General features: G+C 38.1%; 14 protein-coding genes. 8 read left to right on the plus strand and 6 right to left on the minus strand.

The genetic code is table 11. From position 1 onward, the window contains the following. Positions 1-3 precede the first annotated feature (3 nt). Both carA and dapB read right to left on the minus strand, forming a co-directional pair. Positions 4-1,140 carry a glutamine-hydrolyzing carbamoyl-phosphate synthase small subunit gene (carA, locus tag I6F10_RS04425; RefSeq protein ID WP_165742788.1) on the minus strand — a complete coding sequence of 379 codons (1,137 nt, stop codon included), beginning with the start codon at positions 1,138-1,140 and terminating at the stop codon, positions 4-6. Positions 1,141-1,501: 361 nt separating this feature from the next. After that, a complete protein-coding gene (dapB, locus tag I6F10_RS04430) occupies positions 1,502-2,305 on the minus strand; it encodes a 4-hydroxy-tetrahydrodipicolinate reductase (RefSeq protein WP_165742787.1) in 804 nt (267 codons plus the stop codon). 354 nt (positions 2,306-2,659) lie between these two features. Here dapB and I6F10_RS04435 point away from each other — a divergent pair, with 354 nt between their 5' ends. The 3 genes from I6F10_RS04435 (at position 2,660) to I6F10_RS04445 (ending at position 6,109) form a co-directional block, all read left to right on the plus strand. Next, positions 2,660-3,973 carry a Na+/H+ antiporter NhaC family protein gene (locus I6F10_RS04435; protein ID WP_165742828.1) on the plus strand — a complete coding sequence of 438 codons (1,314 nt, stop codon included), beginning with the start codon at positions 2,660-2,662 and terminating at the stop codon, positions 3,971-3,973. Positions 3,974-4,105: 132 nt separating this feature from the next. Beyond that, on the plus strand, positions 4,106-4,894 hold the full coding sequence (locus I6F10_RS04440; RefSeq protein WP_197098499.1) for a nucleoside-binding protein: 789 nt from the start codon (positions 4,106-4,108) through the stop codon (positions 4,892-4,894). 198 nt (positions 4,895-5,092) lie between these two features. After that, the gene (locus I6F10_RS04445) at positions 5,093-6,109 is read left to right on the plus strand and encodes an alpha/beta fold hydrolase (protein WP_197098500.1); all 1,017 of its coding nucleotides are present in this window, start codon (positions 5,093-5,095) and stop codon (positions 6,107-6,109) included. Between the two features lie 111 nt (positions 6,110-6,220). Here the strand turns inward: I6F10_RS04445 and I6F10_RS04450 are convergent, their stop codons facing one another. Beyond that, positions 6,221-7,018, minus strand: coding sequence for a M48 family metallopeptidase (locus I6F10_RS04450; RefSeq protein WP_165742784.1), 798 nt, complete (start codon positions 7,016-7,018; stop codon positions 6,221-6,223). Between the two features lie 197 nt (positions 7,019-7,215). Between I6F10_RS04450 and I6F10_RS04455 the strand changes: the two genes are divergently transcribed. After that, positions 7,216-8,418, plus strand: a complete 1,203-nt coding sequence (locus I6F10_RS04455; protein WP_182197406.1) for a Bcr/CflA family efflux MFS transporter — start codon at positions 7,216-7,218, stop codon at positions 8,416-8,418. A 26-nt stretch (positions 8,419-8,444) separates the two neighbouring features. Here the strand turns inward: I6F10_RS04455 and grpE are convergent, their stop codons facing one another. Then, positions 8,445-9,056 carry a nucleotide exchange factor GrpE gene (grpE, locus tag I6F10_RS04460; RefSeq protein WP_024597391.1) on the minus strand — a complete coding sequence of 204 codons (612 nt, stop codon included), beginning with the start codon at positions 9,054-9,056 and terminating at the stop codon, positions 8,445-8,447. Between the two features lie 58 nt (positions 9,057-9,114). Then, positions 9,115-10,080, minus strand: coding sequence for an HrcA family transcriptional regulator (locus I6F10_RS04465; RefSeq protein ID WP_024604215.1), 966 nt, complete (start codon positions 10,078-10,080; stop codon positions 9,115-9,117). 154 nt (positions 10,081-10,234) lie between these two features. Between I6F10_RS04465 and nadK the strand changes: the two genes are divergently transcribed. From nadK to I6F10_RS04485, 4 genes are all read left to right on the plus strand, one after another. Next, positions 10,235-11,119, plus strand: coding sequence for an NAD(+) kinase (nadK, locus tag I6F10_RS04470; RefSeq protein WP_004335384.1), 885 nt, complete (start codon positions 10,235-10,237; stop codon positions 11,117-11,119). Positions 11,120-11,196: 77 nt separating this feature from the next. Further along, positions 11,197-11,754: a hypothetical protein gene (locus tag I6F10_RS04475; RefSeq protein WP_165742782.1), complete on the plus strand. Its 558-nt coding sequence runs from the start codon at positions 11,197-11,199 to the stop codon at positions 11,752-11,754. Between the two features lie 75 nt (positions 11,755-11,829). After that, positions 11,830-13,503, plus strand: a complete 1,674-nt coding sequence (recN, locus tag I6F10_RS04480; protein ID WP_197098501.1) for a DNA repair protein RecN — start codon at positions 11,830-11,832, stop codon at positions 13,501-13,503. 32 nt (positions 13,504-13,535) lie between these two features. Further along, a complete protein-coding gene (locus I6F10_RS04485) occupies positions 13,536-13,859 on the plus strand; it encodes a hypothetical protein (RefSeq protein ID WP_004335381.1) in 324 nt (107 codons plus the stop codon). Between the two features lie 13 nt (positions 13,860-13,872). On the opposite strand, the gene I6F10_RS04490 is transcribed toward I6F10_RS04485, so the two are convergent. Then, complete coding sequence (locus I6F10_RS04490; protein ID WP_331461819.1) at positions 13,873-14,895, minus strand: GGDEF domain-containing protein; 1,023 nt, start codon at positions 14,893-14,895, stop codon at positions 13,873-13,875. Positions 14,896-15,531: the final 636 nt, after the last annotated feature.

Consider the following 15,531-nt stretch of genomic DNA (forward strand, 5'->3'; position numbering starts at 1 on the left):
AAATTAGTGTTTACGCGCTTGCATCAAATCGATGAAGTGGTCAAATAATGGTGCTGCATCGTGTGGACCTGGACTTGCTTCAGGGTGACCCTGGAAGCTAAACGCAGGCTTATCAGTACGATGAATACCTTGAAGCGTTCCATCAAATAACGATTTATGCGTGGCACGAAGCGTACTTGGTAGGCTTGATTCTTGAGCTGCAAAACCATGGTTTTGAGCTGTGATCATAACTACATTACGGTCTAGGTCTTTAACTGGGTGGTTACCACCGTGGTGACCAAATTTCATTTTTTCTGTTTTAGCACCTGAGGCAAGAGCTAATAACTGATGACCTAAACAGATACCAAAAATAGGTGTGTCGGTTTCTAAAAAGGCTTGAATGGCTTCAATAGCGTAAGTACATGGCTCAGGATCACCAGGGCCATTAGATAGGAAGATACCATCAGGGTTTAAAGCAAGTACGTCAGCGGCAGAAGTTTGCGCTGGTACTACTGTAAGTTTACAACCACGGTCTACAAGCATACGTAAAATATTACGTTTTACACCGAAGTCGTAGGCAACAACATGAAACTTTTCATCAGCAGCGTCAAGGGTTTTAAATCCTTCACCTAATGTCCAGCTTGATTCGCGCCACTCAAAATTTTCCTTGGTTGAGACAACTTTTGCTAAATCCATACCTTTTAAGCCTGGGAAGGCTTGCGCGGCTTGTAACGCTTTATTTTCGTCTAGCTCGTCACCGGCAACAATACACCCGTTTTGTGCGCCTTTATCACGCAAAATTCGAGTTAGCTTTCTGGTGTCGATGTCCGCAATACCTAAAATATTACGTTCTTTTAAGTAATCATCTAACGATTGCTCGTTACGAAAGTTACTTGCTAGCAGTGGCAAATCACGGATCACTAGGCCTTTAGCCCAAATTTGATTCGCTTCTTCGTCTTCGCTGTTGGTACCCGTATTACCGATATGTGGGTACGTCAAAGTTACGATTTGTTCCGCGTATGATGGATCAGTCAAAATTTCTTGATAACCAGTCATAGACGTATTGAATACCACTTCACCGACTGACATGCCGTCAGTGCCGATTGCAGTACCGCGAAACACTGTGCCGTCTTCTAGGACTAACAGAGCGGATTTAGTCAAGTTAAACCTCCTAACAGTAAAAAACGGGAGTAAGCAATTGCTTAACACCCCGCCAATACCCAGAGGGATCGTCAAAACCAGATTTTTGTGAGCTTAAATTGTTTTACGCAGTCTTAAATGATGCAGATGTAAAGCATTCAACCTTCAATCATTTTTCTTGCCTAAAACTATTTTCATTCCCACTGAAACCCTGGATTTACTAGCCACTTGGGTATAATTGGAAACACGCATTTAGTAATTTTTGGCAAATTGGCTGCATATTACATGAAGTTGCTATTTAGGTCTAACATTATTTGGTTAATTGTTACAAATAAGTCACTGTAGGTAAAATTAGACCCAAACAGTTAAAATAGTAACTAAACTACTTAAGATCTAGCACATCTTGCATATCATAAAGTCCAGCAGGTTTGTTTTTCAACCAGCTTGCAGCCCTTATAGCACCTAGAGCGAACGTCATTCTCGAACTTGCTTTATGTGTTAATTCAAGCCTTTCGCCCATTGTAGCGAAGTATGCGGTATGTTCACCTACTATATCGCCCCCTCTTAGGACAGAATAACCAATCTCATTTTGAGATTTCGCTGTTTCTACTTGGCTTCGGTCATATACCGCAACCTCGTCGTGATCCCAGCCTTTCGCTTGCGCGATTGACTCACCTATTGCCAGTGCAGTACCCGATGGTGCATCTATTTTATGACGGTGATGCGCTTCAAATATTTCGATATCTAAATCGTCACCAAACTTAGTCGCTGCAGTTTGCACAAGGTTAAGTAATACATTGACACCTACGCTGTAATTTCGCGCAAATACAATAGGGATATGTTTAGCGGCATCGTGTAATAGCGCCATATCATCATTTGTTAAACCTGTTGTGCCAATCACCATAGGAATTTTTTGTGCAACAGCTGTTTTTAAATGGTTTTTCATACCCGCTGGCAGCGTAAAGTCGATTAAAACATCTACATTATCTATTGTACTTTCGTCGCTAAAGCTAACACTGTTATCGGCTGCGCTATTTACTTGATTTACATTAATGCCTAATAGCGATGAACCACTACGAACATATGCGCCTGTAAGTTGTGTTTGCTCTTTAATTGTCACGGCTTCTAATAGGGCTAAGCCCATTCTGCCGTTAGCACCAAAAACACCTATTCGATTTGTAGTCATGGTTTTTACCTAATTTAATTTGAATCCGTTTATTAGCCATATATCCGGGCATTACAAAATACGCAGGTGGGTATTTTTATGCAGTTGGATAAATATTAATCGCTGAAAATCGCGTTGCTATATAGATATTATCTAAAAGTCATGCAATAGTCAGGTGACCTTTTAATTTAATAATAATAACAATACCAGTTTACTTTAGCCATCTATACATTTAAACTTCTATTTCGCGTCGATTTGGTCTTTGGCTTGCGGACGCTGCGGCTAACAACTTTTTAAAATAAAAAGTTGCACTGCTAAATTCAGCTAAAAGAGGAGTTTTGGCTGTGATAAATTTTACTGGTTATGAGGATTATGATGCAGCCATCATTTAATAAAAACAAAGCAATACTTTCTTTACTTCCCCTACTTACCTTTGTAGCGATATTTTTAGGCTCAGGTTTGTATTTGCAATCGCAAGGGGTTGATTATGCTTTTTACCAACTACCTGCACCTGTTGCTATATTGCCCGCTATTATGCTTGCGTTTATTTTAAATAAAGGCACGGTAAACCAATGTGTAGAGACCTTTATTAAAGGTGCCGGACACAACAATATTATTACCATGTGTTTAATCTACTTACTTGCAGGTGCTTTTTCGGCTGTGGCAAGTGCAACCGGTGGTGTAGATGCTGTAGTAAATGCAGGCTTATCGCTTATTCCACCTTCGTTATTGCTCCCTGGTTTGTTTTTAATTGCGGCCGTTGTTTCTACTGCAATGGGAACGTCAATGGGAACAATTGGCGCCATTGGCCCTATCGCTTATGCGGTATCAATTAAAACGGGTATAGATCCAGCATTAATGGCCGGTACGATTGTATCTGGCGCTATGTTTGGCGATAACTTATCTATTATTTCAGACACCACTATTGCAGCTACGCGCACGCAAGGTTGTGAAATGAAAGACAAGTTTAAAGAAAATCTTAAAATTGCAGTCCCTGCAGCCATTCTAACAATCGCCCTGTTGTTTTATTTAACACCTGCTGCACAAGTAGTTGAAACTAAAGACTATGACATTTGGTTAGTACTTCCTTATGCCTTTATTTTAGTGTTAGCAGTTGCTGGCTTGAACGTATTTGTAGTGTTGTTTAGCGGTATTATTTTTGCCGCATTAATGGGCTTTACAGGAAGTTACGAAGGCGCAAGCTTTGTAAAAAACATTTACAAAGGCTTTACTGATATGCAGGAAATATTTTTACTTTCTATGTTTATTGGTGGCTTATCTGAATTTATTCGTATCAACGGTGGTCTTGATTACATTGCTCAAAAAATTCAAGCAATTACTAAAATCATTGCAAAATGGCACCGTAAAGTGGCAGATCAATTAGGTATCGCTGCGTTAGTTTTAACAAGTAATGTATGTATTGCTAATAATACAGTGTCTATTATTGTGGCCGGTCCTATTGCTAAAAAGCTAGCAGATGACGGTGAAATAAGCGGTAAACGCTCTGCCAGTTTACTTGATATATTTGCCTGTGTTACACAGGGTTCATTGCCATACGGTGCCCAAGCATTGTTATTAGGTGCTACGTTTAAAATTAGCCCGTGGGAAGTATCTACCTCGTCATACTACTGTTTTATTTTAGCATTTACAGCCATTGCAGTTATTTGCTTACGCCGTAATAAAGCATAATTTAAACACCGATACTATGTTGCAGCTTAATAAGTAAGCTGCAACATATGTTAAAATAATACTCTACATATCAATCACTTTTGCTATAATGCGCGCCTTCGCGTGTCACTAAAATTATAGTTAAATACAGATATGAAATTTAAAAAATCACTTCCTCTCGTTACTTTTACATCAATTGCTTTATCGTCTTCTGCTTTTGCGGCTAATTGGAGCAGCACAGCACTACATATTAATAATGGCAACCAAAAAAACCCATTCACTGAGCAAGAGTCAAACACCACTGTTTACTCGGTTCAACATGCATCGGGTTACGATTACGGCGATAACTTCTTTTTTATCGATTACAGTAAAGACGATACCGATGATGGTTACCAAGATGCTGATTTTTATGGTGAGTGGTATTCAACGGTAAGCTTATCGGCCATTAGCGGCGAAAAAATTGGCGCAGGCGCATTATTAGATGTGGGCCTTACCGGTGGTATTAACGTTGCTGGCGACGCTAAAGTAATGAAATACTTGCCTGGTGTTAAATTAAGCTGGGATGTACCTGGGTTTAACTTTTTTCAAACGCTATTCACAGCTTACATTGACGATAGTGAAGGTGTAGCAAAAGGCGGGGCTCCTATTGAAACAAATAGCTGGATGCTTGATGTTGCCTTTGAATACCCTTTCACTATTGGCTCACAAAAATTTAGCTTTAAAGGCCACGCTGAATACATTGCAGAACGTGAAGATGAATTTGGTAACGATGTAGAGGCGTGGATACTCGCACAGCCTATTTTAGTATGGGATATGGGCCACGCTCTTCAAATGAAAGAAAACACACTACTGTTGGGTATGGAATTACAATACTGGCACAATAAACTAGGTACTGAAGTCACTGAGTCAGTGCCACAAATCCATATTGAGTGGACGTTTTAAGCTTTAACGATACTCGTTTTACCCTACATTAATAAGCGAAGCTCTCTTTTAGCTTCGCTTTTTTCATCTCCAAATTAAACAACGTTGAGCATGACAAAGCCTCAATTGAATAGTACTTAATGTTTGGTTACTATAATGAATTATTCTGAGTTTTATATATTAGAGCTCATATTATTTGTCCTTAATTGGAGTAACCAAATGTCGTCGATTAAAGTTATTTGCTTTTCTACTTTATTGTTATTAACAAACAATGCATTAGCGAGCACAACGCAAGATACCTCTTCACTTTCTTATGATGCGCTTTTAAGCAGTTACCAGTACGACTTTAAAGTAAATTACTTTAACATTGAGTCACAAAAACAGTCTCTTAAAATGGCCTATATTTACTTAAAGCCTACCAAATCCGACATACCTACAGTGACGCTTATGCACGGCAAAAATTTTAATGCAGATTACTGGACTACCACTGCGCAATACCTGCAATCTTTAGGCTACGGCGTATTAATTCCTGATCAAATTGGTTTTGGAAAATCATCTAAACCAACTAATTACCAGTATTCATTTGCGACTCTTGCTCATCATACTCATGCGTTAATGGACTCACTTAATATAAAAGAGTCAATTGTATTAGGCCACTCTATGGGTGGGATGCTAGCGAGTCGTTTTGCATTAATGTACCCAAACACAACAAGTAAATTAATTTTACTTAACCCTATTGGGCTTGAAAACTACCTGCAGTATGTTGATTACAAAGATACAAATTTTTTCTATAAAAACGAATTTTCAAAAACGCCAGAAGGCGTAAGAAAATACCAACAAAAAAATTACTACGATGGTAAGTGGAATGCCACATATTCAGCCTTAACCGACTTTATAACAGGGCAAATACAAGGCCCGGATAAAGAACAAATGGCATGGGTAAATGCAAAAACATACGATATGATTTTCACTCAACCTGTAATAACCGAATTTAAAGATTTAACTGTACCGGTTAAATTAATTATTGGTACACGCGATAGAACCGGCCCTGGCCGTAACTGGAAAAAAGACGGTATTGATTACGAGCTTGGTCGATATGATAAATTAGGCAAACACGCTGCAACACTTATCCCTGACGCACAATTATTTGAACTGGATAATTTAGGGCACCTGCCGCACATTGAAGATTTAGAACGCTTTAAAAATGTATTTAAACAAGCACTTGCTGCTGAATAACCACGCTTAAAAACTAAAATAAAACCCCTGTAGGTAAAATACTTACAGGGGTTTTATTTTAATTACGCATTAATACTAAACGTACACTACTTCAAATAGTAAAGTGCTTAACTACAGTGTGCATTGTGGGTTTTTACCCTGTGCTTTAGCAGTGCCTTGCTCGCTAAGTGCTTTACTCATTTGCGCTTGTAAATTTTTAATACGGTTACTTGGCGCTGGGTGAGTAGATAGAAACTCAGGGGTTGTGCCGCTGCCCGCTGCACTCATATTTTCCCAAAGTGTAACCGACTCTTGTGGATTAAAACCCGCCTGTGCCATTAAATCCAGACCTATAGTATCGGCTTCTGATTCGTGAGAGCGGCTAAATGGTAAAACAACTCCATATTGTGCGCCCAAACCTAAGCCTTGCATAATTTCGTTACGGTATTGAATATTACCCATTTCAAGTGCCGCGCTGCCCAGCTGCATACCGGTATCTAAAATAGAGCTTTGTGAAACACGCTCATTAGAATGCTCAGCTATTACGTGCCCTACTTCGTGACCTAGTACTGTTGCTAGTTGGTCTTGATTGGTGGCTATTTTTAATAAGCCCGTATGAACCCCAATGTAACCCCCAGGTAGTGCAAAAGCGTTAGCAGATTCATCTTCAAATACCACTACTTCCCAATTTTGCGACGCGTATTCTTTTGGTAATACAGCGACTACTTTTTCAGCAATGCAATTTACATATGCATTTGTTTTTGGATCTTTATTAATTGGTTGGCTTTTTTTCATATCTGCAAAGCTAGCTGTGCCCATTTCACTCATTTGTTGATCTGAGTAAAGCGCTATTTGAGTACGTCCTGTTGGTGACGTTTTACAACCGGCTAAAACGGCTGTCGCTAATACTGCAAGTACTAGTTTTTTCATGATAATTCTCTTAAGTAATGAATTTTTTATTGCTTGTAGAATAGCAAACACAGTACCAATTTAAAATATTTGCTTTATGTACCGTTATATTAAAAAAAAACAATATGACGATAAACTTAGCGGGCAAACTAAGTTTATTCAAATACAATGCCCTGTTACACTATAACCCTTGTTTTTAGTGATTGTTGAGTTTAAACATGGACGCCTCAGCCTCGTCTTTTAATACCCGTATTTTATTGCCTTTATTGGCCAGTATAGTGGCGATTACGCCATTGGCGATAGATATGTACTTACCTGCCATGCTGGTAATTGCAAACGATTTACACACTAATATGCCCAATGTACAAATATCGTTGAGTATTTACTTAGCAGGCTATTCATTAGGGATGCTATTTTTTGGCCCCATTGCCGATCAAATTGGCCGCCGTAAGCTTGCACGTATCGGCTTAACCTTATTTGGTGCAAGCTCACTTGCACTGGCATTTACCACCGAAATCCATGCTTTTTGGACTCTTAGAGCAGTGCAAGCATTTACGGGAGCGGCAGCAACGGTAGTAGTACCGGGTATTATTCGCCATATTTATCAGCAAAATACAGCTAAAGGAATGTCATATGTATCGATGATTATGATGGTAGCACCGTTAGTTGCCCCCTCTGTTGGTTCGTTTATTTTAGGATTTTCTGTTTGGTCAACAATATTCTTGGTTCTTGCTGGTTATAGCTTTTTAATATTGGCGTTTGTGCAAGTGTATCTAATTGATATTCCTATTCACAAAAATGAAAAAAAGGGTCTCGCTCTGTTTTTCGACAGCTATAAAACAGTACTCAGTAATAAAGATGCACGTGCCGACATACTCAGTTCTATGTTTGTATCGTTTGGATTTTTTTGCTTTTTGACCTCAGTACCATTTATTTATTTAGATTTATATGAAGTGTCAGAACAGTTATTTGGTGTGTTATTTGCGTTTAATGTAATGGCGCTGATGTTTGGTAACTTTTTAAATACGCGAATTGTACCAAGGCTGGGCTCTCGGAAAATGCTCTATATTGGGCTTACATTTGGATTTGTATCGGGGCTGGCTTTGCTAACATTTAGCTTATTGCATTTATCACTTTATTATATTGTGGCTGCTATTGCGCCATTAATGATGAGCTTAGGCGTCACTGCAAGTAATGCTGACTCGCTAATATTAATGAAGTTTGAAAAAAACACAGGCACGGCAACGGCCGTAATTGGCACACTTCGTTTTGGCAGTGGCGCGTTAGTTGGCCCACTACTCGCTATTATGCATGCAAAAAGCGCAGTGCCATTTTCAAGTCTAATGTTTAGCGCTGTGTTGCTTACTATGCTCGTACAGTTAATTCACTATAAAAAAGACAAAAAAAATGCCTCAATATGAGGCATTTTTTAAAACTAATAATTCAATTAAGCATCAGCAGCTTTAGAAACCATAACCATTGCAGGGCGTAATAAACGACCATTTAATGTATAACCTTTTTGCATAACAGCAAGTACTGTATTAGGTGTTACATCGTTACTTGGTTGAATTGACATTGCTTGATGAAAATCTGGATTAAACTGCTCACCTTGTGGGTTTACAATTTCAACACCAAACTTTGCAACAGCATCGTTAAAGCTTTTAACTGTCATATCGATACCTTCAAGCAACGGCTTTAAAGTCTCATTTTCTTTATCAGAAAACTCAATAGCACGCTCAAGATTATCAATTACAGGTAGTAATTCGTTAGCAAATTTTTCTAGTGCAAACTTATGCGCTTTTTCTACATCTTGTGCTGCACGACGACGAATGTTGTCTACGTCTGCTGCAGCACGAACAACACCATCTTTTTGATCAGCAATAGTTTGTTTAGCAGCTTCAAGCTCTGCATATAGCATAGCTATTTCTGCTTCAGGGCTTTGCTCTTCTTCTGCATGTTGATCAGCGGCTTCTACTGCTGCTTCTACATCAGCCTGCATTTTAGAAATTTCTTCGTTTAATTCTACTTCTTGCTCAGGGTTTTGTGTCTGCTCAGACATAAAATACGTGCTCCAATTCTTTACAACTGCGGTAATTATGGGGATTGAATAAAAAGATTCAAGAGTTAGATGCCTCAATTAATTTAAATTCTCGAATTATTTCTTCGATTTGCGCTGATTTAGGGCAAATTATACAAAAGCGGCTTTGGTATTCTTGATTTTGAAAGTACGGCACGCTTATTACGATCAATTCATCACACTCAGTAAAAGGCAATTTTTCGCTATTAAGTACCGATACACCGTTTTTAAAAGCGAGTTTATCTTCTACATAATTTAAAAACGAAACACCAATATTTAAACTTTGCTCACAATCGATTTGTTTATAGAGGTAATTTTCGCCAACTACAATACTATTATCTGAGCCTAATTTTTGACTTAGTTGTCGCGTCCATTGATTAAGCGAATCATGACAATTTCGAGGCGCTGTATTTGCCATCGCCTGCATACGATACAAACCCTCCATAAGAGTTTGTTGGCTAAATACGGTGTTCAACCATGTTGCAAACTGATAACGAACAGAATCTGACGAATCATGAGGTTTATCAATACAAATGTTGTGGCTCTGCCCAGCCCTGTCTATTAATAGAATAAGCCAGTCGGTAGAATCAAAATCAAGCACTTCTACTCTAAACACTTGCTGCGAGCTGACTTGTGGTAAACCAACACAACAACATATTTGGTATTTTTGGCTCAAACCATGTGCTAGTTCAACGAGTTGTGATTGCTCTGGTTGCCAATAATTAGCAATGTCAGCGAGTGGAAAAAACTCGTCAAACCAATAATCAAACCCTTCATTTGTGGGCACTCGTCCTGCAGATGTATGAGGTGAATACAATAGCCCCACTTTTTCTAAGCGAGCCATAGCATTACGAACCGTAGCCGAGCATACTGCCATGCCTTTGAGCTTGGCAATTTTTGTTGATGGAACAGGCAAGCCTTCACCATTACAGTACATGTTCATAACAGCTGAAAAAATTTGCTGATCTCGTGAGTTTAGTTTCATGGTATCTACATCTTGTTGCATGAAAGAGATATCGGGGCGTCTAGTTGTTTTTCAAGTCGTGCAGTTAACTGACTGCGAATAAAATTGAAGGTTTATAATATTGCTATAATCTGTATTTTCAAACACTTCTGTTTTGAGTTACTCTACAATTATTAAATCTTTTTGTGCGTACATTATGGACTCTCCTTTTAATACCATTGGCCTAATTGGCAAACCTAATCACCCGGGAGCCGCTGCTACCCTTCAGCGCTTACATACATTTCTACTTGCGCTTGGTTTTGAGGTAATAGTAGAAAAACGCACAGGGAGTCAATTAGACGATATCCCGCATGACAAACTTGTTAAGTTAGTCGACTTAGGAGAACAAGCCGATTTAGCTATTGTTGTAGGCGGTGACGGTAACATGCTTGGTGCTGCACGCGTGCTTGCGCGCTTTAACATTGCTGTAATTGGAGTAAATAGAGGTAACCTTGGCTTTTTAACTGATTTAAACCCTGAAGGGTTTGAAGCGAGCTTAGAGCAAGTCCTCAGTGGTGAGTACCTTGAAGAAAAACGCTTTTTATTAGAAGTAGAAGTATATCGCCACAACGAATTAAAGAGTGCAAATTCAGCCGTTAACGAAGCGGTACTTCATGCCGATAAAGTAGCGCATATGATTGAGTTTGAAGCTTTTATAAATAATGACTTTGTGTTCTCTCAGCGCTCTGACGGTTTAATAGTATCAACCCCTACTGGCTCTACGGCATATTCACTTTCAGGTGGCGGGCCAATTTTAACGCCAGAGCTAAATGCAATATCGTTAGTGCCTATGTTTCCTCATACCTTATCTAGCAGACCTTTAGTGGTCGATGCCGATAACGAAGTACGCTTAAAGCTAAGCCTAGAAAATACAGATAGCTTGCAAGTAAGTTGCGACAGCCATGTTGTGCTTGCCGTATTACCCGGCGATGAGGTAGTAATTAAAAAAGCGGATAAACAATTGCGCTTAATTCATCCAAAAAATTACTCGTACTACAACGTTTTACGTACAAAACTAAATTGGGGTAGTCGTTTGTACTAATTTTATTGCCAAAAGTTAAACGATAGAGCAAAATATTAGTAACAACTAAAAATTAAACATTTCAGGAACAAACGGCAATGACTTATGTAGTATTCTTTGCTTTACTGCTATTAATTACACTTTTATACAGTTACCTCAAAATTGAGAGTAATCGCAAAAAAGCAATCGAAGCTAGAAAAAAGCTATTTAATGAACGTGTTTCGCATGTAAATTCACGCCTTAGAGTAAAACTTAATGATCTTCTTGATGCTAAAATAATTCGCCCAAAATACGTTCCTCGTATTCAAGCTATTGTAAATAATTTTTTTGTTGTTCAATCGCATACAGAAGAGAATTTACAGCAACTTGAAGATACCGCTGACCTACTAATTAATACGTTGTCCAACGAGTTAATTAAAACTAATCAAACGAATATAATCCAACCATTGATTGATAATATACAGTACTTTGTATCTGAGTTACCTCAGCAAGGAATTTTATACAATAAGAGTTTTTACCTAAATACTTTACCTCCACTTATCGGGCTACTTAAAACCGAAGACGCTATACAAGCTACTGATATTGTTGATGATAAAATTGATACCTCCCCAAAAACTTCTGATACACAATTTACTCAAGATGTAAGCGTTGCATAAATAATAAAAAATTAATTTGCAAAAAACCAAAACACTGTATAAATTAACAGTTAATTGACTGGATGGATAAACAGTATGTTAATTGGTTTAGAAGTTAAAAATTTTGCAATTGTTAGTAATTTAAGCACAGAATGGCGCAGCGGTATGACCGCGATCACAGGCGAGACAGGTGCTGGTAAATCTATTGCTATTGATGCGCTATCATTATGTTTAGGTGAACGAGCTGAAGCATCAGCAGTGCGCCCAAGCTCTGATAAAGCAGAAGTATGCGCTCAATTTGACCTAACAGATTTACCGCTAGCTCAATCGTTTTTAGAGCAACATATGCTAAACAATGACGATAATGAATGTTTATTGCGTCGTGTTGTTTGCAAAAATGGACGCAGTAAAAGCTATATTAATGGCAGTGCCGTTACCGCATCACAATTAAAAGAACTTGGTCAATATTTAATATCTATTCATGGACAACATGCCCACCAACACTTATTAAAAGCTGAGCATCAGTTACAGCTTTTAGATGCCTATGCAGGGCATCACCACTTAGTAAATGATGTAAATAACAACTATAAACAGTTTGCTAACTTACAAAAAGAATTTAAACATTTAGAGCAACAACAGCAGCAACAAGCAGCGCAAAAACAATTGTTAGAATACCAAGTTGCAGAGCTCGATGAGTTTGCCTTACAAGAAAGTGAGTTTGATTTAATTGAGGCCGAGCATTACAAACTTAGTAATAGCCAAACAATATTAGAATCGTGCCAACGTGAATTACAATATTTATATGAAAGTGATGAACAAAATGCTTGTTCAATGCTGCAGCACAGTGCCCAACAATTCGCTGAGCTGGCTCAATACGACGAAAGCTTAGCGGGCGTAGCAGCGCTCCTTAGTGAAGCCGCAGTACAAATTGAAGAAGCAAGCCGTGAAGTTCGAAATTATACTGAGCAAGCAGATTTAGACCCTGCTCGTTTAGGTGAAGTAGAAAATAGACTAAGCGGTGCGATGGATTTAGCGCGTAAGCATCACATAAAACCACAGCAGCTAGTTGAGTTTCATCAATCGATTGCTCAAGAGCTTGAGTCAATAAGTAATAATAGTAATCGTCTAGAGCAACTAGAGTCAGAAATAGAAAGCGCGTTACTTAGTTATAAGCAAGCTGCCGATGAACTAAGTAAAAGTCGCTATGAGTATGCTAATACACTTAACACACTAATAAGTGAAAGCATGGCTAATTTATCGATGGAAAACGGTGTATTTGAAATAGCTTTAACTCAAGAGAGTAGCCGCGCACCAAATAGCTTAGGGTACGATAATGTGTCGTTTTTAGTATCAACTAATCCTGGGCAGCCACTTCAGCCGTTAGCTAAAGTAGCCTCAGGTGGTGAGCTTTCGCGAATTAGCCTTGCTATACAGGTAATTATTGCCCAAAAAGTAACAACCCCAACGCTTATTTTTGATGAAGTTGATGTAGGTATTTCTGGCCCTACGGCATCAGCCGTAGGCAAACTATTGCGCCAGTTAGGTAAGTCTACTCAAGTGATTTGTGTTACCCATTTACCGCAAGTTGCTAGTAGCGCACACCAACAATTTTTTGTAGCTAAAGAAATAGCACAAGGCGAAACGTTCACTCATATGCTGCCTTTGAATAAAGATGGTCGTATTAATGAAATAGCTCGCTTACTTGGTGGTGATAATATCAGTAAAACAGCTAAAGCGAATGCTAAAGAACTAATAATGGCCCATGCCTAATATTGGTTAATAGAGCTTTGAAGGATTAAATAATGCACAGTACTTTAGTTAATTTTTGTATCATTTTAAGTTGGTTTTTATTAGCGCTAAGCAGCTGTTTAATAATTTTTAGTAAATATAAGCATACTTACTTTAAACAGCGTTTACTGAGGTTTTTAAATAGCTTTTTAGTTCTTCAGATAATCGCCGTAGCCTATTACTTTACTAGCGAAAAAATAAATAACCTAAGTGACTTAGGCATCAGTTATTGGCTATTAATTACAATGCAGATTGCCTGTAATGCAATGTGTTACATGAGCGTAAAGCGCAGAAAGGCTAAAATAAAGCCATCACTTGATTCGTTTTCAATGGATTAAAGTAGATAAACTTTTAAGAAGAACACGTTCTGTTTTTACCTTGCGCTTTTGCTTTATAAAGTAGTTCATCAGCACGCTTGATATCAAGATCAATTGAGCGTTCGGCACTTGCAGACATAACACCAATACTTAGCGTAATATTGGTACTATCTGAAAATAAGCTCACAGCTGAAGCTTTAAGGGTGTTGTGGATTTTTTCTGCAACTTGCTCCCCCTGCTCAACTGTTGCATCTGGAATAACAATTAAAAACTCCTCTCCGCCCCAACGTGATGCAATCGCATTTTTTGGAATACTTTTATCAAAGGTTTTAGCTAACTGAATAAGTGCTTCATCGCCAAAATCATGGCCGAATTGATCATTAATTTTTTTAAAATTATCTACATCAGCTAATAAAATTACAAAGGGGGTATTATTATCTTTCAGCTCACTTTTGAAAGCCACAAGCTTATTCATGGTATAGCGACGGTTTGGCAGGTTGGTGAGTGGATCTATAGTTGCTAAAAATTCATTCTTTTGACTCAAAGCAATTATTTTACTGCTGTATTTTTCTCTTGAAAACTCGTAGTAGCCACTCAGCGACGCGACAATTATAAAAGCGAGTATGATTCTGATAGGAAACTGTTCCGGACTATAGTCATATATATTGAATGTATCAGCGCAGTAAAAGCCTAAAACAATCGCTAATAAAAACAAAATTATATCAAATGTACCTCGCTTAAGTCCGCGTATTGAATAAGTAACAGGAGACACTATGAATATCCATATAGGCCCTGTTCCTTGTGCTCCACCAGTGAGGACTAGGTAAAACATTAGTGCATAAAGGTTGTATAAAATTATAGTGCCTGACTTCTCTACTCCCCTACTTATGCTAAATGCCAATAAATAAACAAACGAAGAAACCACCAAGGTACACGCTAATAAATAACTGCTATTAATAAATGCTAAGCTAGCCATAGAAAACGTTGCTATAAACCCTATTGAAGAGAAGAATCGAACAATGAGTTTCCTTTCCGACTTGTTTGAATATTCGTACATAATTTCTATTTATTTTATTAATATATAAAAGCTTACTTGTACACAGAAAGTAAGCAAACCGTAAACAGCGTGCGATAATGGACCAACTTTATATTTAAATCAACTCTTAAGATTAGTTATTTCGGGTTGATAAAAGCGAATACTTTAACCATTACTTACCTTTGTTAGGGATAATGCAATAATATTAAGGGTTAAAAAATAAATAAGTTTACTTTTTTATTCCCACACTACCCGCACTAATAGTACTAGTAATAGTTAAAGTAGTGATATAACACACGTAGTTAAAGATGGTGTTAACGGTACTGTATATATGTATTGAGCCAAGCAACCAATCAATTAACTCTTCAAATCAAAGTATTTATACAACGATGCAAACAAGAGTTATAGCATATTAAGCAACAAAAGAAGCTACAGATTATGGCCAAATAACGTTAGCTAGTACTACTGAAAATCCAAAAAAATCGAGTTGCTATAAGGATATGCCTGTACCCTTGTGTTGGTTAAGTAAAGCGTAAAGTTTGATGTATGAATTAACCCTCAAGGCTGCTTAATAGATGCCCTAAGCATCCGTATTTAGCTCGAAACAAGCTCACCCACACTAAAGCATAATAATCCCTCTTGGTAGTACTCTAAAGG

The sequence above is a fragment of the Pseudoalteromonas sp. SWYJZ98 genome, assembly GCF_015864495.1.
GTDB classification, from domain to species: domain Bacteria; phylum Pseudomonadota; class Gammaproteobacteria; order Enterobacterales; family Alteromonadaceae; genus Pseudoalteromonas; species Pseudoalteromonas distincta.

Excerpts from the sequence above, each read along its gene's own strand:
- dapB (WP_165742787.1), bottom strand. The coding sequence starts at position 2,305 with ATGACTACAAATCGAATAGGTGTTTTTGGTGCTAACGGCAGAATGGGC.
- I6F10_RS04435 (WP_165742828.1), top strand. The coding sequence starts at position 2,660 with ATGCAGCCATCATTTAATAAAAACAAAGCAATACTTTCTTTACTTCCC.
- I6F10_RS04440 (WP_197098499.1), top strand. The coding sequence starts at position 4,106 with ATGAAATTTAAAAAATCACTTCCTCTCGTTACTTTTACATCAATTGCT.
- I6F10_RS04445 (WP_197098500.1), top strand. The coding sequence starts at position 5,093 with ATGTCGTCGATTAAAGTTATTTGCTTTTCTACTTTATTGTTATTAACA.
- I6F10_RS04450 (WP_165742784.1), bottom strand. The coding sequence starts at position 7,018 with ATGAAAAAACTAGTACTTGCAGTATTAGCGACAGCCGTTTTAGCCGGT.
- I6F10_RS04455 (WP_182197406.1), top strand. The coding sequence starts at position 7,216 with ATGGACGCCTCAGCCTCGTCTTTTAATACCCGTATTTTATTGCCTTTA.
- grpE (WP_024597391.1), bottom strand. The coding sequence starts at position 9,056 with ATGTCTGAGCAGACACAAAACCCTGAGCAAGAAGTAGAATTAAACGAA.
- I6F10_RS04465 (WP_024604215.1), bottom strand. The coding sequence starts at position 10,080 with ATGCAACAAGATGTAGATACCATGAAACTAAACTCACGAGATCAGCAA.
- nadK (WP_004335384.1), top strand. The coding sequence starts at position 10,235 with ATGGACTCTCCTTTTAATACCATTGGCCTAATTGGCAAACCTAATCAC.
- I6F10_RS04475 (WP_165742782.1), top strand. The coding sequence starts at position 11,197 with ATGACTTATGTAGTATTCTTTGCTTTACTGCTATTAATTACACTTTTA.
- recN (WP_197098501.1), top strand. The coding sequence starts at position 11,830 with ATGTTAATTGGTTTAGAAGTTAAAAATTTTGCAATTGTTAGTAATTTA.
- I6F10_RS04485 (WP_004335381.1), top strand. The coding sequence starts at position 13,536 with ATGCACAGTACTTTAGTTAATTTTTGTATCATTTTAAGTTGGTTTTTA.
- I6F10_RS04490 (WP_331461819.1), bottom strand. The coding sequence starts at position 14,895 with ATGTACGAATATTCAAACAAGTCGGAAAGGAAACTCATTGTTCGATTC.